This is a genomic window from Pantoea sp. paga, from assembly GCF_007558755.1.
In the GTDB taxonomy this organism is placed as follows: domain Bacteria; phylum Pseudomonadota; class Gammaproteobacteria; order Enterobacterales; family Enterobacteriaceae; genus Pantoea; species Pantoea agglomerans.
This window is the reverse complement of the sequence record NZ_VLTF01000004.1, coordinates 377,413-403,349: the sequence shown is the minus strand read 5'-3', so window position 1 is coordinate 403,349 and position 25,937 is coordinate 377,413. Positions and strand designations below refer to the sequence as shown.

The following is a 25,937-nucleotide window of genomic DNA, read 5'->3' as shown; positions in this document are numbered from 1 at the left end:
TCTCTCCCTGTGTTGGGGGAGAGAAGTCCTGCGTCAGCCTTCGTGCAGACCACACTCGCGCTTGAGACCGAAGAAGCGCGTCTCTTCTTCTGCCATACCCGGTTCCCACTTGCGGGTGGTATGGGTATCGCCCACGGAAAGATAGCCTTCATCCCACAGTGGATGGTACTTCAGCTTATGCTGTTCCAGATACTGATGAATCTGGCGGTTATCCCAGTCGATAATCGGCAGCAGCTTAAAGACACCACGCTGGACGCCCAGCACCGGCAGATTCGCCCGACTGCCCGACTGGTCGCGGCGCAATCCGGCAAACCAGGTCTGCGCGCCCAGGGTTTCAATGGCGTGATTCATCGGCTCAACTTTGTTGATCTCGTTATATTTCTCAATCCCCTCGACGCCCTGCTCCCACAGTTTGCCGTAGCGCGCTTCCTGCCAGGCCGGTGAGGTTTCGGCGCGGAACACTTTAAGGTTGAGATTGAGCTGGTCCGCCAGCTCATCAATAAAACGATAGGTCTCCGGGAACAGATAGCCGGTGTCGGTCAGGATCACCGGAATATCGGGCTGCAGACGCGTCACCAGATGCAGCGACACCGCGGCCTGAATACCGAAACTGGAGGAGAGCACATAGGCACCCGGCAGATTCTCCAGCGCCCAGCTGACCCGCTCTTCCGCTGATGACTTCTCCAGCTGCGCATTAGTCGCGGCCAGCGCCATAGCACGCTGGACTTTGGACATCTCATTCAGTGCTGCGAGGTCGGGGTGACTCATTTTGCTTCCTCCCAAAAATCGCGTGCCGGGTCCAGCACCGGCGCAACAATGCCCGCGCGGATGGTGAAGTCACCAAAGCCTTCCGCGGCCTGGCGCTCAGTGGCCCAGCGTCCCACCAGCTCATCAATGGTGGCGAGAATTTCGCTTTCGTTTATGTTTTCACGGTACATGCGGGGAATACGCGTTCCGCTGCGGTTTCCACCCAGATGCAGGTTGTAGCGACCTGGCGCTTTACCCACCAGACCCAGCTCAGCCAGCATGGCACGGCCACAGCCGTTGGGACAACCGGTAACGCGTAACACTATGTGCTCATCACCAACGCCATGCGCATGCATGATCCCTTCCACTTTGGTCACGAAGGCAGGCAGGAAGCGCTCGGCTTCTGCCATCGCCAGCGGACAGGTCGGGAACGCCACGCAGGCCATCGAGTTTTCGCGCTGTGCCGTAACGCGATCCATCAGACCATGTTCGCGCGCGATCGCTTCAATCTGCGTTTTTTCGCTTTCCGGCACGCCCGCCACAATCAGGTTCTGGTTAGCGGTCAGGCGAAAATCGCCCTGATGAATTTTTGCAATTTCAGCGATGCCGCTTTTCAGCGGTCGGCCCGGATAGTCGAGCAGGCGACCATTTTCGATAAACAGCGTCAGGTGCCATTTGTTGTCGATGCCTTTAATCCAGCCAATACGATCGCCACGGGTGGTGAACTCATAAGGTCGGATCGGCTCAAACGTCACACCGGCACGTTTTTCAACTTCGGCTTTAAAGGTCTCGACGCCAACGCGTTCCAGGGTGTACTTGGTTTTGGCGTTTTTACGGTCGGTACGGTTGCCCCAGTCGCGCTGAGTCGTGACCACCGCCTCGGCGACGTCGAGGATCTTCTCCACCGGGAAATAGCCAAACTCGCTGGCGGTGCGCGCATAGGTCGCTTTGTTACCGTGCTCAATCGACAGCCCGCCACCCACCAGCAGGTTAAAGCCCACCAGCTTGCCGTGCTCGGCGACAGCGACAAAGTTCAGATCGTTGGCGTGCAGATCCACGTCGTTATGCGGCGGGATCACCACGGTGGTTTTGAATTTACGCGGCAGATACGTTTCACCGAGGATCGGCTCTTCGTCGGTGGTGGCGACTTTTTCTTTATCCCACCAGATCTCTGCATAGGCACGGGTGCGTGGCAGCAGATGCTCAGAGAGTTTCTTCGCCCACTCATACGCTTCCTGATGCAGCTCCGACTCAACCGGGTTCGAGGTACAGAGCACGTTACGGTTGACGTCGTTGGCGGTCGCCAGCGCATCCAGCCCCACCTCATGCAGCATCTGATGCGTCGGCTTGACGTTCTTCTTCAGAATGCCGTGAAACTGGAAGGTCTGACGGTTAGTCAGACGGATGCTGCCATAGATGGTTTTATCGGTGGCAAATTTGTCGATGGCCAGCCACTGAGTCGGCGTAATGATGCCGCCCGGCAAGCGGCAACGCAGCATCATGGCGTGGCGCGGCTCCAGCTTCTGCTCAGCACGTTCGGCACGAATATCGCGATCGTCCTGCTGGTACATGCCGTGAAAACGGATCAGCAGGAAGTTATCGCCGGTAAAACCGCCGGTCAGACCCTCTTCCAGATCTTCTTTAATGGTGCCGCGCAGATAGTTGCTCTGCTTCTTCAGACGCTCAGCATCTGCTAATTTGCCTTCTACAACCAGCGGTCCAGGGTGTTTATCGCTCATTAGTAAACGTCTCGCTGATAACGGCGCTCAATGCGCAGCTCACTTAAAAATTCGTCGGCCGTTTCACGATCCATTCCGCCGTGTTCGACCACCACATCCAGCAATGCCTGCTCGACGTCTTTTGCCATACGATTCGCATCGCCACAGACATAAAGATGCGCGCCCTCTTCAATCCAGCGCCACACTTCGGCTCCTTTCGCGCGGATCTTATCCTGTACGTAAATCTTCTCTGCCTGATCGCGTGACCAGGCGAGGTCAATATGGGTCAGCAGACCATCCTTCACATATTTCTGCCACTCCACCTGATAGAGGAAATCGTCGGTGAAGTGCGGATTACCAAAGAATAGCCAGTTTTTGCCGCCGGCACCGTCGTTGTCGCGCTGCTGCATAAAGGCGCGGAACGGCGCGATGCCGGTGCCCGGGCCAATCATGATCACCGGCGCATCCGGATTAGCCGGCAAGCGGAAATTGTCATTGTGCTCGATGAAGACACGGACTTCGCCCTCTTCTTCAATGCGATCGGCCAGCCAGGTCGATGCACCGCCACCACGCTGGCGACCTTCAATATCAAAGCGAACGGCACCGACGGTGATATGCACTTCGGTATCGGTTTCAGCCTGCGAAGAGGCGATAGAGTAGAGTCGCGGCGTCAGCGGTCGCAGCAGTCCGGTCAGCTGTTCAGCGCTGAGTTCGGACGGTGCCAGGCGCACCATATCCACAATCGGATAGTGCTGCGCATAGTGCTGCAGCCTGGCTTTATCATCCACCAGTGAGAGCAACTCCGCGTTGCGTGACAGCTGGGCATACTGCGCCACGATCTGCGCGGTGTTAACCGTCAGCTCGAAATGCTTCTGCAACGCCTCCGCCAGCGGCAGGGTTTTCCCCTGAACCTCTACCGGCTCATCGCCTTTCAGCCAGACCAGCTCCAGCAGTTCGCTGACCAGCGCCGCGTCGTTCTCATACCAGATGCCCAGCGCATCGCCAGGCTGGTAGCGCAGACCGGAATCGCCCAGATCGATTTCGATATGGCGCACATCTTTATCTGAGTCCCGTCCGGTAATTTTCTGATTCACCGCAAGACTCGCGCTGAGCGGCGACTCTTTAGTATAGGGGCTGGTGGTGACTTCGTTGACGCTGCCGGCTGCTGTCGCCGCAGCCTGCGCCGGGGATTCGGTCGGCACGCGTTTCTTGAGAATTTCCGTCAGTGCATTGCGCCAGGCGGCGGCCTGTTCCGCATATTCAACATCCGCATCAACGCGATCCAGCAGACGCTCGCCGCCCAGCTCCGCCAGTCGGCTGTCAAAATCTTTACCCGCCTGACTGAAGAATTCATAAGAGGTGTCGCCCAGGCCAAACACCGCGAAGGCGGCACCCTCCATTTTCGGTGCCTTTTTCGACATCAGGAATTTATGCAGCGCCACCGCCTCTTCCGGCGGTTCGCCTTCGCCCTGGGTGGAGGTTACAACCACCAGCATTTTTTCCTGGCCAATCTGTTTGAACTTGTAATCACCGGCATTCACCAGGTTTACGTTCAGCTTTGCGGCCAGCAGGTCATCACGCAACTGCTCAGCCAGACGACGGGCATTGCCGGTCTGGGAGGCGGAAAGCAGCGTAATGGCGGGCGCTTCGGCCGGAGCCGGAGCAGATGCAGTGCTGGCGACGGCGCTACCCGGGGTCTGTTCCACCCTGCCCCAGAAATAGCCTGACAGCCACGCCAGTTGAGTCGGGGAATAATCTGTCGTCGCCGCCTGTAAGCGAGCGAGTTGTTCCGGGGAGAGCGGAAGCATTGAACCAGGTGCCTGAGTCGTCATCGCGTTAAAAATTCCAGTATCAGAAGTCCGGACCGTAAAATGGCGGAAGAGTGCGTAGGTTACCGGTCCGTATATTAACGATTAAATACACCTTCGACATATAAAATAACCAAAATGACTAAATGGTTTTCCAGGTAGGAATAATCGTTAAAAGTGGTAAGCAAAGCGGTGATATATCAGTTAATTAGCTGGACACCACTGTATAAACGCGCAGGAAAAGGTTCGGTTTGTGCGGGGCGGGTGCGAAAAAAGCCGTAATCAGGTAGAATTCAGCGGTTTTTTAATGTCTGAGAACCACTATGTCTACCACCTTGTTTAAAGAGTTCCAGTTCGAAGCCGCGCATCATTTACCGAATGTGCCGGCCGGACATAAATGTGGCCGTCTGCACGGTCATTCGTTCCTGGTTCGTCTGGAGATTACCGGCGAAGTGGATGCGCATACCGGCTGGGTTATGGATTTTGCTGAGCTGAAAGCGGCATTTAAGCCGGTCTACAATCGGCTGGACCACTACTATCTGAATGATATTCCCGGCCTGGAAAATCCCACCAGCGAAGTGCTGGCGAAATGGATCTGGGATCAGATGAAACCGCAACTGCCGCTGCTAAGCGCGGTGATGATCAAAGAAACCTGCACCGCAGGCTGCGTTTACCGCGGCTAACCCTGTCGGATCGAACTCTTCGATCCGACGCGGCTTCTCTCCATCCCGCCTCTGATGCTCAACGCTTCCCTGTGGTTAACGGCTCAATGCGTGCCGCTTTATCAGGATCAGGCGATATTGAGATATTTATGGGTCTGCATCGACAGACGCCAGTTACGGGCAATGCAGGTCTCAATACAGAGCCGGGTTGCATCATCTTTGCGGCTGATCGGCTGCAGGGCGATGATACGCGCTTTGGTGTCATCAATGCCTGCCAGCAGCAGATCCAGCGCTTCCACATCACGCTCGCGCGCTACCGGATGCTTGATTTCATCGGCCCGGCTCAGCGCCTGGGGCAGAACATCGTAGCCGCCGCGCATATTGACCTTCGGCGAGACGGTCACCCAGGTCCGTTCGGAACAGTGGATTTCGTAGGTTCCGCTGGTCTCAATCTGGCACTGGAAACCGTGCTGCTCCAGCGCAGTGGTTAACGGACGCAGATCGTAAATCGCAGGTTCACCACCGGTGATCACCACATGACGCGCCGTCCAGCCCTGCTGCGCAATGGCACTCACCAGGGTCGCCGCGTCGGCATCACCCCAGGCGTCGCTTTCCACCGTCTTGATCAAAATATCGCCCAGCGACGTTTCCCGATCTGTCCGCTTTTCCCAGGTGTGTTTGGTATCGCACCAGCTACAGCCCACCGGGCATCCCTGCAAACGAATGAAAATGGCAGGCACGCCGGTGTAATAACCTTCGCCCTGCAGTGTCTGGAACATTTCGTTAATCGGGTATTGCATTACGGACTCGCTTGAAAAAAACAGGGCGCTGATTATGGCAGATTTGCCGCGCAGCTCAACCACGCGTTGTGCCTTTTCTCCGCGCCGGACATAACACAAAAGAGGGGCTTCAGATGGCTAACAGGCTCAAAACGTGGATGGCCAGGACCGAAGAGCAAAGCGTCCCCCGCTCAGGAAAAAAACGCCGGGAGCATTTTTGAACAACGCAAAGCGTTGGCCCGGTAATGGTCGCACCTCAGGGATGAGGTACGTAATCGCGCGGACCGGGCCGGCAGAGATGCCGCTTATGCGATCGGGCCTTGCCATCTGCGTCTGCACACCGCCACCAACAAAAAGCCCCGCACAAGGCGGGGCTTCAGGGGCCGATGATGTCACCTAGTGCGACATCAACGCACAGTCATTACTGACCTTTAACTTCTTTCAGACCGTTGAATGGCGCTTTAGAACCCAGCGCTTCTTCGATACGGATCAGCTGGTTGTACTTAGCAACACGGTCAGAACGGCTCATTGAACCGGTTTTGATCTGGCCCGCTGCAGTACCTACCGCCAGGTCAGCGATGGTCGCATCTTCGGTTTCGCCTGAACGGTGAGAGATCACGGCAGTGTAGCCCGCGTCTTTCGCCATTTTGATCGCAGCCAGAGTTTCGGTCAGAGAACCGATCTGGTTGAATTTGATCAGAATGGAGTTAGCGATACCTTTATCGATACCTTCTTTCAGGATTTTGGTGTTGGTAACGAACAGGTCATCACCCACCAGCTGGATTTTGTCGCCCAGTACTTTGGTCTGGTAAGCGAAGCCGTCCCAGTCAGATTCGTCCAGGCCATCTTCGATAGAAACGATCGGATACTGTTTAGTCAGATCTTCCAGGAAGTGGGTGAACTCTTCAGAGGTAAACGATTTGCCACCTTCACCGGCCAGAACGTATTTGCCATCTTTGTAGAACTCAGATGCCGCACAGTCCATCGCCAGGGTGATATCTTTGCCCAGCTCGTAGCCTGCTGCTTTTACCGCTTCAGCGATAACAGCCAGCGCTTCGGCGTTGGAACCCAGGTTAGGCGCGTAGCCGCCTTCGTCACCCACAGCAGTGCTCATGCCTTTGCTTTTCAGCACTTTTGCCAGGCTGTGGAACACTTCAGAACCCATACGGATGGCTTCTTTCAGGTTCGGAGCGCCAACCGGCTGGATCATGAATTCCTGGATGTCGACGTTGTTGTCGGCATGTTCGCCGCCGTTGATGATGTTCATCATTGGCAGTGGCATAGAGTATTTGCCTGGGGTGCCGTTCAGTTCAGCGATGTGCTCATACAGCGGCTGACCTTTAGAGGCTGCAGCAGCTTTAGCGGCTGCCAGTGAAACAGCCAGAATGGCGTTAGCACCGAAGTTAGATTTGTTCTCAGTACCGTCCAGGTCGATCATGATCTTATCGATGTTCGCCTGATCTTTCGCGTCTTTGCCTTTTACCGCTTCAGCAATCGGACCGTTTACTGCAGCAACGGCTTTAGTTACGCCTTTGCCCAGATAACGTGATTTGTCACCGTCACGCAGTTCCAGCGCTTCGCGTGAACCGGTAGAGGCACCTGATGGCGCAGCTGCCAGGCCTACGAAACCGCCTTCCAGATGCACTTCAGCTTCAACAGTCGGGTTACCACGTGAGTCGATAATTTCGCGACCGATGACTTTTACGATTTTGGACATTACGATTTTCCTCAGTACAAGTTAGTCAATCCTAAGACAAGCAACGCGCGAAAAGTTCGCGCGCTGCCTGTGAAACTTACTTCGCTAAACGCTTCTGATGCTCATGTGCGGCTTTAACAAAGCCGGCAAACAACGGATGGCCGTCGCGTGGGGTCGAGGTAAACTCAGGATGGAACTGGCAGGCCACAAACCACGGATGGTTCGGGATCTCGATAATCTCAACCAGTTGATCATCACCAGAGCGACCTGCTACGCGCAGACCGGCTGCTTCAATCTGCTTTAACAGCATATTGTTCACTTCATAGCGGTGGCGATGGCGCTCAACGATAGTGTCAGAGCCGTAGAGCTGGCGAACCTGGCTGCCCGGCGTTAACTGACACTGCTGGCTGCCCAGACGCATGGTGCCGCCCAGATCGCTCTGCTCGCTGCGGACTTCGACGTTGCCATCTTCGTCACGCCATTCGGTGATTAATGCCACCACCGGATATTTACAGTCTGGCACAAATTCCGTGGAGTTGGCGCCCGGCATCCCGGCGACATTGCGGGCGAACTCCATCAGCGCAACCTGCATGCCCAGACAGATGCCCAGGTACGGCACGTTGTTTTCACGTGCATACTGCGCGGTCATCAGCTTGCCTTCCACGCCACGGTAACCGAAGCCACCCGGGATCAGAATCGCATCCAGATCTTTCAGTAATTCGACACCGCGTGATTCAACATCCTGCGAATCGATCAGTTTGATGTTCACGGTGACGCGATTTTTCAGGCCGCCATGTTTCAGCGCTTCGATTACCGACTTGTAGGCATCCGGCAATTCAACATACTTGCCCACCATACCGATGGTGACTTCACCACCCGGATTGGCTTCTTCGTAGATCACCTGCTCCCATTCGGCCAGGTTGGCTTCCGGTGCATTCAGGTTGAAGCGCTTGCAGATATAGTCATCCAGGCCCTGCGATTTCAGCATGCCAGGGATCTTGTAAATGGAATCAACGTCTTTCAGCGAGATAACCGCTTTTTCAGGGACGTTACAGAACAGGGCGATTTTAGCGCGTTCGTTGGCCGGTACGGCACGGTCAGAACGGCAAATCAGCACGTCTGGCTGAATACCAATCGACAGCAGCTCTTTCACCGAGTGCTGGGTCGGTTTGGTTTTCACTTCACCGGCAGCCGCCATATACGGCACCAGCGTCAGGTGCATATACATGGTGTGTTCGCGGCCCACATCAACGGCCATCTGGCGAATCGCTTCCAGGAACGGCAGTGATTCGATATCCCCGACCGTGCCGCCGATTTCGACCAGTACCACATCATGACCTTCACCGCCTTCAATAATGCGTTCTTTGATGGCGTTGGTGATGTGCGGAATAACCTGAATGGTTGCGCCCAGATAGTCGCCACGGCGCTCTTTGCGCAGGACTTCTGAGTAGATACGGCCTGTGGTGAAGTTATTACGACGCGACATTTTGGTACGGATGAAGCGCTCGTAGTGACCCAAATCCAGATCGGTTTCAGCGCCGTCATCAGTGACGAAAACTTCACCGTGCTGCGTCGGGCTCATGGTGCCTGGATCCACGTTGATATACGGGTCCAGCTTCATGATGGTCACGTTCAGACCACGGGCTTCGAGAATGGCTGCGAGGGAGGCTGCGGCAATGCCTTTACCCAGAGAGGAAACGACCCCGCCGGTCACAAAAATATAATTCGTTGTCATGCTGAACCTGAGAGTTTAGGTTTAAAGACGGTGGAATAACCAGGACGGGAAAACAGTATACTGGAAACCGCTATCAGCCACAATTGATGAATCACCGCCATCCTCCAACGCATTGCTGCGGCTAACATAGCCGATAGCCGCCAATGAAATGTTGACGTGCGTCACAAAGTTGCCGTCAGGCTGAATCGAGTAAGCGAAAGCGGTGACTTTATGCATAGCGCTGGAATAATCAGCGCTTCTCACCCCGTTTCACCTGCTGCCAGGCGGCTTCCATTTGCTCCAGCGTGGCACCCGGCATACTTAACCCCTGTGCAGCGATGATCGCTTCGACTTCGCGGAAGCGGCGCTCAAACTTGTCGTTGGCCTTTTGCAGCGCGGTTTCCGCTTTGCTGCCCAGATGGCGCGACAGGTTAACCGTGGCGAACAGCAGGTCGCCAATCTCCTCTTCCAGCTTCTCACCATCCACCACACTCTGCTGCGCCTCGTGCATCACTTCATCAATCTCTTCATGCACTTTAGCCACCACCGGTCCCAGCGTGGTCCAGTCGAATCCGACATTGTGACAACGCTTCTGAATCTTGTGGGCGCGCATCAGTGCGGGCAGAGCCTTAGGGATATCATCCAGCGCCGAATGCTGGGCTTTGTCAGCCCGCTCAGCGGTTTTTATCGCTTCCCAGTTTTTCAGCACTTCGCTGCTGGTTTCTGCTGTGGCATCGCCAAAAATGTGCGGATGACGGCGCTCCAGCTTGTCGCTGATTGCGTGGCAGATATCCTCAAAATTAAAGCGATCCTGTTCGCTGGCCATCTGCGCATAGAACACCACCTGGAACAGCAGATCGCCCAGTTCACCGCGCAGATCGTCAAAATCTTCGCGCTGGATAGCGTCCAGCACTTCGTAGGTCTCTTCCAGCGTATAGGGCGCGATGGTGGCGAAGGTCTGTTCACGATCCCACGGACAGCCATTCTGTGGATCGCGCAGGGTTTTCATTATGCCAAGCAGGCGCTCAATAGCGTTCATTCAGGAGGATCCTTGATTAGTGAGATGACAGGCAACGGGCGAAGAGGCAAAGCGTACAACATGGCCGGACGCCGTGAATAGCGTCCGGCCGTGTCTGGTGGTGCAGAAAAAGCCTGCGCAACCTCCTGCTGCCGGTTGCCTCAGTGCCTGCCTGAATATCAGTGCAGGCGACGGGCGTCAATGATATCAGAGACCTGGTTCAGACGCGCCAGGACACGTCCCAATACCTGATGGTTGTAGATCTCGATATCCATGTCGATGGTCGCCAGCTGTTTTTTGGTGTCGCTGCGGCTTGAGACGCCCAGGACATTCACTTTCTCGTTGGCGAGAATGGTGGTGATGTCGCGCAGTAAGCCGCTGCGATCGTTGGCGGTCACGCGCACCACCAGCGAGTAGCCACTGGAGTAGCTTTCGCCCCACACCGCGTCGACGATACGTTCCGGCGCATGCGAAATGAGTTCAGCCAGCTGGTCGCAGTCGGCGCGGTGAATAGAGATGCCGCGCCCCTGGGTGATGAAGCCGACAATATCATCCCCCGGAATCGGCTGGCAGCAGCGGGCAATATGGTGCATCAGGTTGCCCACGCCTTCCACGACGACGCGTCCGCTCTCTTTGCGTGAAGAGGGAGTGTACGATTTCTGGGTCAGCTGACGCAGCGCTTCGCGATCTTCCTCTTCGGCGCTCGGCTTGTTCAGCTTCGCCTGCAGGAAGTTAACCATCTGGTTAAGACGAATATCGCCGCCGCCAATTGCCGCCAGCAGCTCTTCAAGCGAGGTCACGTTATAGCGCGGCAGCAGCAGTTTTTCGGCTTCACGCAGGCTGATATCCAGCTGATTCAGTTCGTTATCCAGAATCTGCCGTCCGGCGATAATATTCTTGTCGCGATCCTGCTTGCGGAACCAGTTGTGGATCTTCGAACGTCCACGGTTGGTGGTGATGTAGCCCAGATTCGGATTGAGCCAGTCGCGGCTCGGGTTCGGCTGCTTCTGGGTGATCACTTCAACCTGATCGCCCATCTGCAGCTGGTAGGTGAACGGCACGATGCGGCCACCGATTTTCGCGCCGATGCAGCGGTGACCGATGTCGCTGTGAATATGATAGGCAAAGTCGAGCGGCGTCGATCCAGCGGGCAGATCCACCACGTCGCCTTTCGGGGTAAAGACGTAGACCCGGTCATCGAACACCTGGCTGCGGACCTCTTCCAGCAGCTCGCCGGAGTCCGCCATCTCTTCCTGCCAGCTGATGAGCTTACGCAGCCAGGCGATCCGCTCTTCATGACCGGCCGCGCCACGCGCGCTGCTGGAAGTTGGCCCCTCTTTATATTTCCAGTGCGCCGCCACGCCCAGCTCGGCATCTTCATGCATCTGGCGGGTACGGATCTGGATCTCCACCGTTTTGCCCTGCGGCCCTAACACCACCGTATGAATCGACTGGTAGCCGTTGGGTTTGGGGTTAGCGACATAGTCATCAAACTCGCTGGGCAGATGGCGATAGAGCGTATGCACCGTACCCAGCGCACCGTAGCAATCCTGCAGGCGATCGGCGACGATGCGCACCGCCCGCACGTCAAACAGCTCATCAAAGGCCAGCGATTTTTTCTGCATCTTGCGCCAGATGCTGTAGATATGTTTGGGACGGCCATAGACTTCGGCGCGCACGCCCTCTTTGACCATCTCTTTGCGCAGATTGCTGACGAAGTTCTCGATGTACTGCTCACGGTCAATACGCCGCTCATGCAGTAATTTGGCGATGCGCTTATATTCGTCGGGATGCAGATAGCGGAAGCAGTAATCTTCCAGCTCCCATTTGAGCTGACCAATACCGAGACGGTTGGCCAGTGGCGCATAGATATTGGTGCTCTCTTTGGCGGCCAGTACCCGCTCATCTTCCGGCGCATCTTTCATTTCGCGCAGGTTCATGATGCGTTCAGCCAGCTTCAGCACTACGCAGCGGAAATCCTCCACCATCGCCAGCAGCATGCGGCGGACGTTATCCACCTGTTCAGAGGCCATGGAGTCGTTGTGGATCGCTTTCAGCTGGCGGATGGCGTCCATATCGCGCACGCCGTGTACCAGCGAGACAATGCCTTTGCCGACGGCGGTTTCCAGCTCCTCTTCACTCACCACTTCATCGTTAGCCAGCGGGAAAATCAGCGCCGCACACAGGCTTTCGATATCCATGCTGAGCATTGAGAGGATTTCAACCATCTCAATACCGCGCCACAGCAGCAGCGACTGATCAGGATGGCCCTGCGTCTGCGCTTCGCAGTAGCGCCAGGTCTCGGCCACACGTTGACATGATTGCGGGTTGGCAATACCGAGACTGGCGATCCACTGGTCGAGGGCGAAATCCCCCTCAGTATTTAAATGCGCACTTCTGACCGCAACCATAACCTCTCCTGCACAACGACATACATCGCTTATGTTTTTCTGAACAGCACCATGGATTCGAGATGACGGGTATGTGGGAACATATCCAGCATCGCGACCCTTTCCAATTGGTAGCCTGCCGACAGCAATGTCTGGCTGTCGCGGGCGAGTGTGGTGGGATTACACGAAACATAGACCACGCGATCTGGTGCAAGTTTAACCACATGCGCCATTACGCCCGCAGCCCCGGCGCGTGCCGGATCGAGTAATACCTTGTTAAATCCCTGTGCCGCCCACGGCTGGCGCGACACTTCTTCTTCCAGATTATGCTGAAAGAAACTGACATTTTTAAGATTATTCAAATCAGCATTATACGCTGCCTGCCGCACTAATGCTGCAATCCCCTCCACACCAACCACATTATGTACGAAGATTCCTATAGGAAGTGTGAAGTTTCCCATGCCGCAAAACAGATCCAGCACCCGGTCTTCCGGCTGCAGATCGAGCCAGGCAATTGCCTTCTCGACCATCTGCTGATTAACACTGTCGTTAACCTGAATAAAATCCTGTGGGCTGAAGGTTAGCTTAAGCTGGTGAGATTGATAAAACGGCGTCGACTTACTTAACGCACTCAATTCTTCCTCGCCCGCATCCAGGAACAGCATCAGCTCATGCTTATGCGAAAACTGTTCCAGTTTTTCACGGTCATCCGCATGCAGCGCATCAAGATGGCGCAGAATCATCAGCGGCCCGTTGTCTGCCAGCACCAGCTCCACATGCCCGAGATGCCTGACGGCGCGTAAGTCACTGAGACACTTGTGCAATGGAACCAGTAAAGCCTCAAGTTCGGGCACTAAAATGGGGCATTGCTGAATATCGACCAGATCGTTGCTGGCTTCCTGACGGAAGCCCATCTGCAACCGCTGCGCCTTATTTTGCCATTGCAGCCCCAGACGGGCGCGACGACGATAGCCCCAGGGCTGACCGGCGATCACCTCATCCACCGCCACGTCTTGTGCGGCGACCTGGCGCAGCATCCGGCTCAGCGCCTGGGCTTTGCTCTGCTGTTGCAGCGCCACATCGGCATGCTGCTGCTGGCAGCCGCCGCAGCGTTCATAATGTGGGCAGCGCGGCGTGACGCGCGCCGGACTGCGGCTAATCAGTCGTGTCACTTTCGCCCGGGCAAATTGACGTTTATCCTCTGTCAGCATGACCTCCGCCTGTTCCCCAGGCAGGGCACCGGCGACAAAAAGGGTTTTGCCCTTGTGACGCGCCACACCTTGTCCGAACGGATCGAGCGCCTCAATGGTGACGGTGATCCGTTGTTGCGTCGTCACGCGCTGTTTTGCAACGTAAAATTGCGCCATAGTGTTATTAATTCTCTTTATCGAAAACGACCTGCATTGTTTTGTCGACAGCATGCACAGGGACGTTAATGCCGGAGTAGCCAGGCGACTATTATGACCAAATACAGCCTGCGGGCGCGAATGATGATTTTAATTCTGGCACCCACGCTGATGGTTGGCCTGCTGCTCAGCTCATTTTTTGTGGTACACCGCTACAATGAACTGCAGCGCCAGGTTATCGATGCCGGAGCCAATATCATTGAACCGCTGGCGATCTCCAGCGAATACAGCATGACCTGGCACAATCGTGACGCCATGCGTGAACTGGTCAGCCTGCTGCACCGCCGCCATTCCGGCATCGTCCGGGCGATCTCGGTATTTGATAATCACAACCAGCTCTACGTCACCTCCAATCACAAGCAGAACCTCAGCCTGCTGCAACAGGATGATATCCGCGCCCTGCCCGACGATGTCTCAATGGAGCGTCACGGCAACGTATTGATTCTGCGCACACCGATCACCACCGAGCGTTACGATGTGGATGAATTGCCGGACGAAGATGCCAAGCCGTCGGGCAATCCGCTGGGCTACGTGGCGATAGAACTGGATCTGCAGTCGGTGCGCCTGCAGCAGTACAAAGAGGTGTTTGTCGCCACGCTGATGCTGCTCTTCTGCCTCTGCCTGGCCATGCTGTTTGCCTATCGTCTGATGCGTGATGTCACCGGCCCGATCCGCAATATGGTCACCACCGTTGACCGCATCCGTCGCGGCCAGCTCGACAGCCGCGTTGAGGGATACATGCTGGGTGAGCTCAGCATTCTGAAAAACGGGATTAATGCGATGGCGATGTCGCTGACCGCCTATCACGAAGAGATGCAGCACAATATCGATCAGGCGACCTACGATCTGCGAGAGACGCTGGAACAGCTGGAGATTCAGAACGTTGAGCTGGATCTGGCGAAGAAACGCGCCCAGGAAGCGGCGCGCATTAAGTCTGAGTTTCTGGCCAATATGTCGCATGAGCTGCGGACGCCGCTTAATGGCGTGCTGGGCTTTACCCGGCAGATGCTGAAAACCCAGCTGCGCACCACCCAGCGCGACTATATGCAGACCATTGAACGTTCAGCTAATAACCTGCTCAGTATTATCAATGACGTGCTCGATTTCTCAAAGCTGGAAGCGGGCAAACTAATGCTGGAGGCAATCCCCTTCCCGCTGCGTGCCACACTGGATGAAACGCTGGTGCTGCTGGCCCCGTCGGCGCATGACAAAGGGCTGGAGCTGACGGTGGTGTGTGACAGCAGCGTGCCGGACAACGTGATTGGCGATGCGCTGCGCCTGCAACAGATTCTGATTAACCTGATCGGCAACGCCATCAAGTTTACCGAGAAAGGGTATATCGGCCTGCGCGTCGGACAGCGGGTGATCACACAGACGCGCGTCGAGCTGGAGATTCAGGTTGAAGATAGCGGCATCGGCATCTCTGAGCAGCAACAGACACAGCTGTTCCAGGCGTTCCGTCAGGCTGATGCCAGCATTTCACGCCGTCATGGGGGGACCGGGCTGGGGCTGGTGATCACCCAGAAACTGGTGCGGGAGATGGGCGGCGAAATCACCTTCAGCAGTCAGCCGGACAAGGGCTCCACCTTTGTGATTCGCGTGCAGCTGGATCTCAATCCCAATGCGCCCGGCATGCCACGCGTGCTCGATGCGCTGTCACATGCGCGCATTGCCTATGTGGAAGCGGATGCTAACGTTGCCAGCGCAGCACTGGAGATGTTGAGCGCCACACCATTGCAGATCGATTACAGCGAAACGCTGGAGGGTTTAAAAGCGTCTCACTATCCGCTGCTTCTGATGGCGATGCCGGTCGACATCAGCCAGCCCGAGCTGCTCAATGAACGCATGATTAATGCGCTGCTGGATCGGGCCGACAACGTGCTGATGGCGCTCCCCAGCCCGATGATGTTGCTGGCAGATGAGCTGAAGGTACGCGGCATCGACGGTTGCATCGCTAAACCGATCTCCCTGACGCGACTCCTGCCGATGTTACTGGATATGCATATCCGTCAGATCAGCGAACTGCCGCTTTCACCCCGGCTGCCGCTGACGGTGATGGCGGTGGATGATAACCCCGCCAACCTCAAGCTGATTGGCGCGCTGCTGGAGGAGCAGGTGCAGAACATCCTGCTGTGCAGCAGCGCCGAACACGCCATCCGTGAAGCACGTCAGCAATCGCTGGATGTGATTCTGATGGATATTCAGATGCCGGACATCGATGGCATTCGCGCCAGCGAAATTATCCGCAGCATGCCGCATCATGCCAGTACACCGATTGTGGCGGTCACCGCCCATGCGATTGATGGTGAGCGTGAACAATTGATCAAGGCGGGCATGAATGACTATCTTGCCAAACCGATTGATGAGAGCAAGTTAAGACAGTTGCTGGCGCGCTATACGCCACCACCGGTGGTCACCGTGCCGGAACTGCTGCCAATATTACCTACCCTGGACTGGCAACTGGCGCTGCGACAGGCGGCGAACAAAGCCGATCTGGCGCGCGATCTGCTGCGAATGCTGCTGGAATTTTTGCCGGAAGTGCATGCGAAGATGGCGCAGTTTATGTCGACCAATGAGGTCAACGCCCTGCGTGAGATTATTCACAAGCTGCACGGCAGTGCCAGCTACAGCGGCGTGCCGCGCATGAAGCAACTCTGCCATCAGCTGGAAAGAGAGCTGCTTGAGGCCAGCGATATCGCTGCGCTGGAGCCGGAACTGCTGGAGCTGCAGGATGAGATGGAGAACGTCGCCCGAGAAGCCCGCCAGCTGTTAGGGATTGGATAAGGCTATTGGTTAGTTAAACCCGGCCGATGTTGAGTGGCCGGGTAATGCTGGGAGTTAGTTAAACCCGGCCAGCTTTAACGTGGCTGCCACATTACGCGCCGTCATCTCAACATTCTTTCCGGCACTGGCGAGTGCCTCATCCAGGGTACAGATGCTGTAGAGCACGCTGAATACCGCATCGATCCCGTGCTGATGCACCACGCCGACATCGGCCGTCAGGCTTCCGGCGATGCCAATCACCGGCTTATTAAAGCGCTTTGCCACGCTGGCGACGCCGATCGGCACCTTGCCATTAATACTCTGGCTGTCGATACGCCCTTCACCGGTAATCACCAGGTCAGCATCTTTTACCTGTTCAGCCAGCCCCAGCGCCTCAGTAACAATCTCAATGCCGCGCCGCAGCTCCGCATGACAGAAGGCGTGCAGCGCTGCCCCCATACCGCCCGCTGCGCCGCCGCCCGGAATATGCAGCACATCAATATCGAGATCGCGGTGAATTATCGCGGCGTAATGGGCCAGCGCCTGATCGAGCTGCTGCACCAGCGCCGGTGTCGCCCCTTTCTGCGGGCCGAAAATGGCCGATGCACCCTCTTTGCCCGTCAGCGGATTGGTGACGTCACAGGCCACTTCAATGCGGCACTGATGAATGCGGGCGTCCAGCGCGTCAATATCAATGCTGGCAAGATCGGCGAGCGCACCGCCACCGTGACCGATCTCGCAGCCCTGGGCGTCCAGCAGCCGGGCGCCCAGCGCCTGCATCATGCCGGCTCCGCCATCATTGGTGGCGCTGCCGCCGATACCAATGATGATATGGCCGACCCCCTTATCCAGCGCATGTCTGATCAACTCGCCGGTGCCAAATGAGGTCGTTATCAGCGGGTCACGCTGTGACGCAGGCACCCGCTCCAGTCCACTGGCCGCGGCCATTTCGATATAGGCGGTGGACTCATCACCGGACAGGCCATAGAAGGCGCTGACCTGTGTTCCCAGCGGCCCCGTCACCTTCAGCCTGACGATTTTTCCCTTCGTCGCCGCCACCATCGCTTCTACCGTTCCTTCTCCGCCGTCGGCGACCGGTATTTTCACGTAATGCGCATCGGGAAAGATGTCACGGAAACCCGCTTCAATCGCCGATGCCACATCCAGGGCGGATAAACTCTCTTTATATGAATCCGGTGCGATTACGATTTTCATAGGCAATCCGAGCGCAGTTGAGTAATTGAAACGGCTCTGAACCAGTCCGGTTTCCGCAGAGACCGACACCGGGTTTTAGCGGGCGATTTCAACCTTCGCTAACTTCTCATAATAGCAGGCCAGCGCGCTGTGGTCGGCGCTACCCTGTCCGTCGTTACGCAGCGCCTGCATCATCTCCATCACCGCCGCCGTCAGCGGCAGATGCGCGCCGATGCTGTGCGAGGTATCCAGCGCGTTCGCCAGATCTTTGATATGCAGGTCAATACGGAAGCCGGGTTTGAAGTTGCGATCCATCACCATGGGCGCTTTGGCATCCAGTACCGTACTGCCCGCCAGGCCGCCACGAATCGCCTGATAGACCAGATCCGGATTTACACCCGCTTTGGTCGCCAGTGATAACGCTTCGGACATCGCCGCAATATTCAGCGCCACAATCACCTGATTGGCCAGCTTAGTCACGTTACCCGCACCGATGTCGCCGGTATGCACCACCGATCCCGCCATTGATTTCATGATGTCGTAGCAGGTATCGAACACCGCTTTATCACCGCCAACCATCACAGAGAGCGTGCCTTCAATCGCTTTGGGTTCACCGCCACTGACCGGCGCATCCAGCATTTTGATCCCTTTTTCTGCCAGCGCATCATGGACTTCACGGCTCGCCAGCGGCGCAATGGAGCTCATGTCGATGACTACCAGGCCTGGCTTCGCCCCTTCGATAATGCCATTTTTACCCAGACAGACTTCGATGACCTGCGGCGAGTTGGGCACCATGGTAATCACCACATCGCACTGCTCAGCCACCTCTTTTGGCGATTTCGCCACGGTCGCGCCCAGTTCAGTCAGTTCCGCTTCGTTGTCAGCGTTATGATCGCGCACTACCAGCGAATAACCGGCTTTCACCAGATTTTTACTCATTGGTTTGCCCATAATACCCAGGCCGATAAATCCAATTTTCATTGCGTTTCCCCTTAATTGATTAGCGCTTAAATTTGTCGCATAACGCCTGAGAGGCGTTGCGGAACATACCGACATCACTGCCGACGGCGACAAAAGTGGCACCCCACTCCAGATAACGACGCGCGTCCGCTTCCACCGGTGCCAGAATGCCGCTCGGCTTACCGGCGGCTTTGGCGCGTTCAAAAATGTGTTTAATCACTTTCAGCACTTCAGGATGGGCGGGCTGACCGAGATAGCCCAGCGCAGCAGAGAGATCGCCCGGCCCGACAAAAATACCGTCGACACCGTCAACCGCCGCGATGGCGTCAATGTTGTCGACCGCCTGCTGGGTTTCGATCTGCACCAGCACCGTGATGTTGTCATTGATGGTGCTGTTGTAATCCGGCAGGGTGCCGTACATGTTGCTGCGGTGCGAAACCGAGACACCGCGAATGCCGGCTGGCGGATAGCGGGTTGATGCGACGGCACGCACTGCTTCCTCTTCGGTCTCGACAAATGGCACCAGGAAGTTGTTAAACCCGATATCCAGCAGACGCTTAATGATCACCGGCTCGTTGCAGGGCGGACGCACCACGGGTGCACTGTGGCTGCCTTTAAGCGCCATCAACTGCGGCACAAACGTGGTGATATCGTTGGGCGCGTGTTCGCCATCCAGGACCAGCCAGTCAAAACCGGCCAGCCCTAAAATCTCGGTAGAAATCGGGCTGGCAAGCGCACACCAGCTGCCGATCAGGGTTTCACCCGCTAACAAACGACGACGAAATCCATTTGGCCAGGCTGCATTACTCATGGTTAAACTCCTGTGACGATGGCTCCCCGTGGGGAGCCGAAAAGGTTAACGTACCAGGCAGGGACGTTTGTTGTCGTAGGTCCATCCCGGCACTAAAAATTGCATCGCTTCGGCATCGTCACGCGCGCCCAGCCCCTGCTTCTGATAGAGCGCGTTGGCCTGCATCACCTGATCCATATCCAGCTCGACGCCGAGACCGGGCTTCTGCGGTACCTGCACCATGCCGCCTTTGATCTGGAATGGCTCTTTGGTCAGGCGCTGATTGCCCTCCTGCCAGATCCAGTGGGTATCAATGGCGGTGATCGCGCCCGGCGCGGCAGCGGCGACGTGGGTGAACATCGCCAGCGAAATATCGAAGTGGTTATTGGAGTGCGAGCCCCATGTCAGGCCGAAGTCGTGACACATCTGTGCTACCCGCACCGAACCCTGCATGGTCCAGAAGTGCGGATCCGCCAGCGGAATGTCCACCGACTGCAGCGACAGGGTATGGCCCATCTGACGCCAGTCGGTGGCGATCATATTGGTGGCGGTTGGCATGCCGGTGGCGCGGCGGAACTCCGCCATCACTTCACGGCCGGAGTAGCCCTGCTCCGCGCCACAGGGATCTTCTGCGTAGGCGAGCACATCTTTGAGCTGTTTGCCGAGCATGATCGCTTCGTTGAGCGACCAGGCCCCGTTGGGATCAAGGGTGATACGGGCTTCAGGAAAACGCTTGGCCAGCGCAGTGACCGCTTCGGCCTCTTCGCCGCCGCGCAGCACGCCACCTTTGAGTTTGAAATCGTTGAAGCCATATTTCTCATACGCCGCTTCCGCCAGTCGCACCACCGTCTCCGGGGTTAGCGCCTCTTCGTGGCGCAGGCGATACCAGTCGCACGGATCGCTCTCCTGGCTCTGGTAAGAGAGGGACGTTTTGCGGCGGTCGCCGATGTAGAACAGATAGCCGAGCATCTCAACGCGGTCGCGCTGCTGTCCGTCGCCCAGCAGCGAGGCCACATTAACCTCCAGATGCTGACCCAGCAGGTCGAGCAGCGCCGCTTCAATGCCGGTCACCACATGAATAGTGGTGCGCAGATCGAAGGTCTGGGTGCCGCGCCCGCTGGCATCGCGGTCGGCGAAGGTGCTGCGCACCAGGCTGAGAATGTTTTTGTATTCGCCCACGGTTTTGCCAATCACCAGCGACGCCGCATCTTCCAGCGTCTGGCGGATTTTTTCGCCGCCCGGGATTTCGCCGACGCCGGTGTGTCCGGCATTATCTTTGATAATCACAATGTTGCGAGTAAAGAATGGCGAGTGAGCGCCGCTGAGGTTCAGCAGCATGCTGTCGTAGCCTGCGACCGGAATAACCTGCATGGCGGTGACTTTCGGTGTTGAACTCATCTCCTGCTCCTTATGCTGTTGCTCGGCCAAATGCCGGGCGTTTGCGATCAAATGTCCAGCCGGGGACCAGATATTGCATCGCCGTGGCGTCGTTACGTGCACCGGCGGGCAGTGACTGATAAAGCTGATTGGCTTTATTTACCTGCTCCCAGTCGAGCTCAATGCCCAGACCCGGCGCATCCGGCACGGCAATTTTCCCGTTGCGGATTTGCAGCGGATTTTTCGTCAGGCGCTGATCGCCCTCCTGCCAGATCCAGTGGGTATCAATCGCGGTAGGATTACCTGGCGCCGCCGCACCCACATGGGTGAACATCGCCAGCGAAATATCGAAGTGGTTATTGGAGTGGCAGCCCCAGGTGAGGCCCCACTCATCGCAGAGCTGCGCGACCCGCACGGCACCGCTCAGCGTCCAGAAGTGAGGATCCGCCAGTGGAATATCGACCGCATTGAGCATCACCGCATGATTCATCTCGCGCCAGTTGGTGGCGATCATATTGGTGGCCACCGGTAAGCCGGTTGCGCGCCGGAACTCGGCCATCACTTCACGTCCTGAATAGCCCTGCTCCGCGCCGCACGGATCTTCAGCGTAGCTCAGCACATCCTGCATCCCTTTACACAGCGCTATCGCCTCGTCCAGCAGCCAGGCGCCGTTCGGGTCGACCGTAATGCGGGCGTCGGGAAAGCGCTGCTTCAGCGCCGCCGCGGTGGCAATCTCCTGCTCGCCCGGCAACACGCCGCCTTTGAGCTTAAAATCTTTGAAGCCATATTTATCCGCAGCCGCCTCAGCCAGCCGTACCACGGCATCGCTGGTCAGCGCTTCCTGATGACGCAGGTGATACCAGTCGTGGCTGGCCTGCTCACCACTCAGATAGGGCAGATCGGTCTTGCGGCGGTCGCCGAGATAGAACAGATAGCCCAGCACCGTCACTTCATCACGCTGTTTACCTGGCCCCAGCAGTTCAGCCACCGGTACGCCCAGACACTGTCCCAGCAGATCGAGCAGCGCTGCTTCCAGCGCAGCTACCGCGTTGACCCGCAACTCAAAAGTCCAGGCACCGTTGCCGAAGGTAGTGAAGTCAGCCGACTGATTGCCTTTGTGCACCTGCTGCACCAGACGGTTCATTCGCGCAATCTGCTGGCCTTTCACCTGCGGAATCGCCTCTACCAGCGTCTTATAGATGGTGTCGCCGCCGGGGGCTTCACCGACGCCGGTGTGACCGGCGCTGTCGGTGAGAACCACAATATTGCGGGTAAAACAGGCGTTGTGCGCACCGCCAATATTGAGCAGCATGCTGTCATAACCGGCGACCGGGATAACCTGCATCTCAGTAATCACCGGCGAACTTTGCGTATTCATAATGCATCCTTACCGGGCCAGGTTTTCAGTTCGACACGTTTGATGTCGCCCGCGATCACCAGGAAGCTGAATGCGGCGACAAAGGCGTGAATACCGACATAGATCAGCGCGCCTTCAAAGGAGCCGCTGGTGGCGATGATGTAACCGATGGCGATAGGCGTCACGATGCCAGAGAAGTTACCGAACATGTTGAACAGACCGCCGCTCAGGCCACTGATCTCTTTCGGCGCGGTATCTGCCATCACTGCCCAGCCCAGCGCACCGATGCCTTTACCAAAGAACGCCAGTGCCATGAAGAACACCACCACCCATTCGGTATCGGTGTAGTTACACATCACCATCGAAATAGAGAGCAGCATGCCGAGCACGATCGGCGTTTTACGCGCGATATTCAGGGAGCCGGTTTTACGCATCAGCCAGTCGGAGATCACCCCGCCCAGTACGCCGCCGAGGAAGCCGCACACCGCCGGAATCGAGGCAATAAAGCCCGCTTTGAGAATCGACATGCCGCGCGCCTGTACCAGATAGACCGGGAACCAGGTGATAAAAAAGTAGGTTAAGGCGTTAACACAGTACTGACCGAGGTAGATACCCAGCATCATGCGTGACGTCAGCAGCTGTTTGATCTGGAACCACTTCTCGCTCCAGCTCACTTTGCGGCTATCCTTTTTGACATCCATGTTGATCAGCGCACCGCCCTGCTCCATGTACTCCAGTTCGGCTTTATTCACGCCTGGGTGATCGGTGGGATCGTGGATCACTTTCAGCCAGATGAAACTGAGGATGATGCCCAGGCCGCCCATGAACCAGAACACGTGCGCCCAGCCCACGGAAGAGACCAGCCAGCCCATGATGGGCGCGAAGATGACGGTGGCGAAGTATTGAGCCGAGTTGAAGATCGCCACGGCCGTGCCACGCTCCTGCGCCGGAAACCAGGCCGCGACAATGCGGCTGTTGCCAGGGAATGAGGGCGCTTCGGCCAGTCCCACCAGGAAACGCAGAATAAACAGCGACATGATGATGCCGAAGCCGCTGAACAGATCGACGAACCCTTGCAAAAAGGTAAAGAGCGACCAGGTAAAGATGCTCCAGAAATAGACGCGTTTTGAGCCGAAGCGGTCAAGCAGCCAGCCGCCCGGAATCTGACCAATAACATACGCCCATGAGAAGGCTGAGAAGATATAGCCGAGTCCGACCGAATCGAGGCCAATATCTTTTGACATCGCCGAACCGGCAATCGAAATGGTTGCGCGGTCACCGTAGTTGAATGAGGTGACGATAAATAACATCACCACAATCCAGTAACGGGCATTGGTGCGTTTCTGCACCGTTTCCGCGGTCTGGCTGAAACTATTCATGATGCACTCCTGAAATATAGCGTGAGCTACATTCGCTCTGACTGCATACACATCGCGTTGGGTATCAGAGAGAAGTTGGGTTAAACACGGCGATCTTTTTGTTTTGGCAAACTTTATTTATTCATCCGGCGTCTGGCAGCCGCGGCAGGTAATACGTCCAGGCAACCTCTTTCGGATGAATAATACGTCGTGACAGATAACCTGACTTTGGCTAACGGAACTCAGTATAAGAACAGCCTGTGGCGATCACATTGGCGCATCGCCCTGGAATAATCGCCGTATTGAAGTGATTGTCTGGCGGATGCACAAAAGCCTGCGGTATAGCTCACGAAAGTGGCAAATACCCGTGCAAAATCCGCCCCGGATAACGCTTTCCCCCTCTGTTTGTGAGGGTCTTCACTTGCTTTTGGATAATCGACCCAAAACAGCGAAGTGAATTGCCTTAATGGTGGTCATTTGCACAATGCGCGACCCGCCCCGCCTCCCTATACTGAAGCTGGCAAACAAGGGCGTGACAGGTCAGATTATTAAAGCGTGCCGCACAAGTACGGTACGACAGACAGGAAGGTGAGCGATGAACCCAAAAACAGATGAACAACCGCTCTATATCAAAGTCCATGAGCACGACAATGTGGCGATTGTGGTTAACAGCCTCGGCCTGCCAGCCGGTACGCAGTTTGCGGATGGCCTGACCCTCACAGAGCATGTGCCGCAGGGCCACAAAGTGGCGCTGAGCGCGATTAATCAGGGTGCAGAGATCGTGCGTTATGGCGAAGTCATTGGCTATGCATTGCGGGATATTGCCCAGGGCAGCTGGATTGATGAGTCACTGGTCGCGCTGCCGGAAGCCCCTCCACTGGAGAGTCTGCCGTTAGCTACTCAGGTTCCACCTGATTTGCCGCCGCTGGAGGGCTATACCTTTGAAGGTTACCGCAATGCGGATGGCAGCGTAGGCACGCGTAACCTGCTCGGCATCACCACCAGCGTCCACTGTGTGGCCGGTGTGGTGGATCATGTCGTACAGATCATTGAACGGGAGTTGCTGCCGCGCTATCCGAATGTGGATGGTGTGGTTGCCCTGAACCACCTTTATGGCTGTGGTGTGGCGATCAACGCACCCGCGGCGGTCGTGCCGATTCGCACCATTCATAACCTGGCGCTGAATGCGAATTTCGGTGGCGAAGTGATGATCGTCAGCCTCGGCTGTGAAAAGTTACAGCCAGAGCGTCTGCTGACTGGCACCCCCGACGTGCAGGCGATTTCGCTGGACGATCATGACATCGTGCGTCTGCAGGATGAAAAGCTGGTGGGCTTTGGCGCGATGGTCAATGAGATTCTGCAGGTGGCGGAGCGTCATCTCCAGCGGCTGAATCAGCGCCAGCGCGAAACCTGCTCCGCAGCAGAGCTGATTGTCGGCATGCAGTGTGGTGGCAGCGATGCGTTTTCGGGCGTGACGGCAAATCCGGCAGTGGGCTTCGCCTCTGATCTGCTGGTGCGTTGCGGTGCCACCGTGATGTTCTCCGAAGTCACTGAAGTGCGTGATGCGATTCACCTGCTGACGCCGCGGGTGATTAATCAGGAAGTCGGTAAGCGCTTACTGGAGGAGATGGCCTGGTATGATAATTACCTCGACCAGGGCCAGACCGATCGCAGCGCTAACCCGTCGCCGGGCAATAAAAAAGGCGGGCTGGCGAACGTGGTGGAAAAAGCGCTTGGCTCGATCGCAAAATCGGGACGCAGCGCCATTGTTGAAGTGCTCTCGCCCGGCCAGCGGCCCACGCGACGCGGATTGATCTACGCGGCGACGCCAGCCAGCGATTTTGTCTGCGGTACGCAGCAGCTGGCATCCGGTATCACCCTGCAGGTGTTTACTACTGGTCGCGGTACGCCTTACGGTCTTGCCGCAATTCCGGTGATCAAGATGGCGACGCGTAATGCGCTGGCGGAGCGCTGGCACGATCTGATGGACATCAATGCCGGGACGATTGCTACCGGTGAAGAGAGTATTGAGCAGGTGGGCTGGCGACTGTTTGAATTGATTCTGGATATCGCCAGTGGCAGAAAGCAGACCTGGTCCGATCGCTGGGGCATTCGTAATCAGCTGGCGGTGTTTAACCCGGCGCCTGTCACCTGATATTGCACTCAACGGACATCGCCGTGTGCGCAACACAGGCTTATC

General features: G+C 56.6%; 19 protein-coding genes. 3 read left to right on the top strand and 16 right to left on the bottom strand.

What is annotated here, in order from left to right:
* Nucleotides 1-33: 33 nt before the first annotated feature.
* From FOV68_RS14475 to cysJ, 3 genes are read right to left on the bottom strand one after another with little or no spacing between them, the layout of a single operon-like run.
* Nucleotides 34-768: a phosphoadenylyl-sulfate reductase gene (locus FOV68_RS14475; protein ID WP_143991109.1), complete on the bottom strand. Its 735-nt coding sequence runs from the start codon at nt 766-768 to the stop codon at nt 34-36.
* Nucleotides 765-2,486, bottom strand: a complete 1,722-nt coding sequence (gene cysI / locus FOV68_RS14470; RefSeq protein ID WP_143991108.1) for an assimilatory sulfite reductase (NADPH) hemoprotein subunit — start codon at nt 2,484-2,486, stop codon at nt 765-767. The genes FOV68_RS14475 and cysI overlap by 4 nt, the downstream gene beginning before the upstream one ends.
* Nucleotides 2,486-4,297, bottom strand: coding sequence for an NADPH-dependent assimilatory sulfite reductase flavoprotein subunit (gene cysJ / locus FOV68_RS14465; RefSeq protein ID WP_137241368.1), 1,812 nt, complete (start codon nt 4,295-4,297; stop codon nt 2,486-2,488). The genes cysI and cysJ overlap by 1 nt, the downstream gene beginning before the upstream one ends.
* Nucleotides 4,298-4,596: 299 nt before the next feature.
* On the opposite strand from cysJ, the gene queD reads away from it, so the two are divergent.
* The gene (gene queD, locus FOV68_RS14460) at nt 4,597-4,956 is read left to right on the top strand and encodes a 6-carboxytetrahydropterin synthase QueD (protein WP_010248568.1); all 360 of its coding nucleotides are present in this window, start codon (nt 4,597-4,599) and stop codon (nt 4,954-4,956) included.
* 107 nt (nt 4,957-5,063) lie between these two features.
* Here the strand turns inward: queD and queE are convergent, their stop codons facing one another.
* From queE to rlmD, 7 genes are all read right to left on the bottom strand, one after another.
* The gene (gene queE / locus FOV68_RS14455) at nt 5,064-5,735 is read right to left on the bottom strand and encodes a 7-carboxy-7-deazaguanine synthase QueE (RefSeq protein WP_143991107.1); all 672 of its coding nucleotides are present in this window, start codon (nt 5,733-5,735) and stop codon (nt 5,064-5,066) included.
* Nucleotides 5,736-6,135: 400 nt separating this feature from the next.
* A complete protein-coding gene (gene eno, locus FOV68_RS14450; RefSeq protein ID WP_010248571.1) occupies nt 6,136-7,431 on the bottom strand; it encodes a phosphopyruvate hydratase in 1,296 nt (431 codons plus the stop codon).
* A 76-nt stretch (nt 7,432-7,507) separates the two neighbouring features.
* Complete coding sequence (gene pyrG / locus FOV68_RS14445) at nt 7,508-9,145, bottom strand: glutamine hydrolyzing CTP synthase (RefSeq protein ID WP_010248572.1); 1,638 nt, start codon at nt 9,143-9,145, stop codon at nt 7,508-7,510.
* Between the two features lie 21 nt (nt 9,146-9,166).
* Nucleotides 9,167-9,388 (bottom strand): hypothetical protein, encoded by a 222-nt coding sequence (locus FOV68_RS14440; RefSeq protein WP_143991106.1) that lies wholly within the window; start codon nt 9,386-9,388, stop codon nt 9,167-9,169.
* Nucleotides 9,375-10,163, bottom strand: coding sequence for a nucleoside triphosphate pyrophosphohydrolase (mazG, locus tag FOV68_RS14435; protein ID WP_064703516.1), 789 nt, complete (start codon nt 10,161-10,163; stop codon nt 9,375-9,377). The genes FOV68_RS14440 and mazG overlap by 14 nt, the downstream gene beginning before the upstream one ends.
* 158 nt (nt 10,164-10,321) lie before the next feature.
* Nucleotides 10,322-12,553: a GTP diphosphokinase gene (gene relA, locus FOV68_RS14430; protein WP_010248576.1), complete on the bottom strand. Its 2,232-nt coding sequence runs from the start codon at nt 12,551-12,553 to the stop codon at nt 10,322-10,324.
* 29 nt (nt 12,554-12,582) lie between these two features.
* Nucleotides 12,583-13,899 (bottom strand): 23S rRNA (uracil(1939)-C(5))-methyltransferase RlmD, encoded by a 1,317-nt coding sequence (rlmD, locus tag FOV68_RS14425; protein ID WP_143991105.1) that lies wholly within the window; start codon nt 13,897-13,899, stop codon nt 12,583-12,585.
* Between the two features lie 93 nt (nt 13,900-13,992).
* Here rlmD and barA point away from each other — a divergent pair, with 93 nt between their 5' ends.
* On the top strand, nt 13,993-16,722 hold the full coding sequence (gene barA / locus FOV68_RS14420) for a two-component sensor histidine kinase BarA (RefSeq protein ID WP_143991104.1): 2,730 nt from the start codon (nt 13,993-13,995) through the stop codon (nt 16,720-16,722).
* Nucleotides 16,723-16,776: 54 nt separating this feature from the next.
* Here barA and FOV68_RS14415 read toward each other — a convergent pair whose 3' ends face one another.
* The 6 genes from FOV68_RS14415 to FOV68_RS14390 all read right to left on the bottom strand — a co-directional run bounded on the left by FOV68_RS14415 (nt 16,777) and on the right by FOV68_RS14390 (nt 23,758).
* Nucleotides 16,777-17,916, bottom strand: coding sequence for a glycerate kinase (locus FOV68_RS14415; protein WP_031594087.1), 1,140 nt, complete (start codon nt 17,914-17,916; stop codon nt 16,777-16,779).
* A gap of 75 nt (nt 17,917-17,991) precedes the next feature.
* Nucleotides 17,992-18,876, bottom strand: a complete 885-nt coding sequence (gene garR, locus FOV68_RS14410) for a 2-hydroxy-3-oxopropionate reductase (protein WP_010248583.1) — start codon at nt 18,874-18,876, stop codon at nt 17,992-17,994.
* A 19-nt stretch (nt 18,877-18,895) separates the two neighbouring features.
* The gene (gene garL / locus FOV68_RS14405) at nt 18,896-19,666 is read right to left on the bottom strand and encodes a 2-dehydro-3-deoxyglucarate aldolase (RefSeq protein ID WP_010248585.1); all 771 of its coding nucleotides are present in this window, start codon (nt 19,664-19,666) and stop codon (nt 18,896-18,898) included.
* A 45-nt stretch (nt 19,667-19,711) separates the two neighbouring features.
* Nucleotides 19,712-21,043 (bottom strand): glucarate dehydratase, encoded by a 1,332-nt coding sequence (gudD, locus tag FOV68_RS14400; RefSeq protein WP_010248587.1) that lies wholly within the window; start codon nt 21,041-21,043, stop codon nt 19,712-19,714.
* A 10-nt stretch (nt 21,044-21,053) separates the two neighbouring features.
* Nucleotides 21,054-22,400, bottom strand: a complete 1,347-nt coding sequence (locus FOV68_RS14395) for an enolase C-terminal domain-like protein (protein ID WP_039389335.1) — start codon at nt 22,398-22,400, stop codon at nt 21,054-21,056.
* Entirely contained in the window at nt 22,397-23,758 is a 1,362-nt protein-coding gene (locus FOV68_RS14390; RefSeq protein WP_010248591.1) for an MFS transporter, read from the bottom strand. The genes FOV68_RS14395 and FOV68_RS14390 overlap by 4 nt, the downstream gene beginning before the upstream one ends.
* Nucleotides 23,759-24,332: 574 nt before the next feature.
* Between FOV68_RS14390 and garD the strand changes: the two genes are divergently transcribed.
* Nucleotides 24,333-25,892 carry a galactarate dehydratase gene (gene garD / locus FOV68_RS14385; RefSeq protein ID WP_033769943.1) on the top strand — a complete coding sequence of 520 codons (1,560 nt, stop codon included), beginning with the start codon at nt 24,333-24,335 and terminating at the stop codon, nt 25,890-25,892.
* Nucleotides 25,893-25,937: the final 45 nt, after the last annotated feature.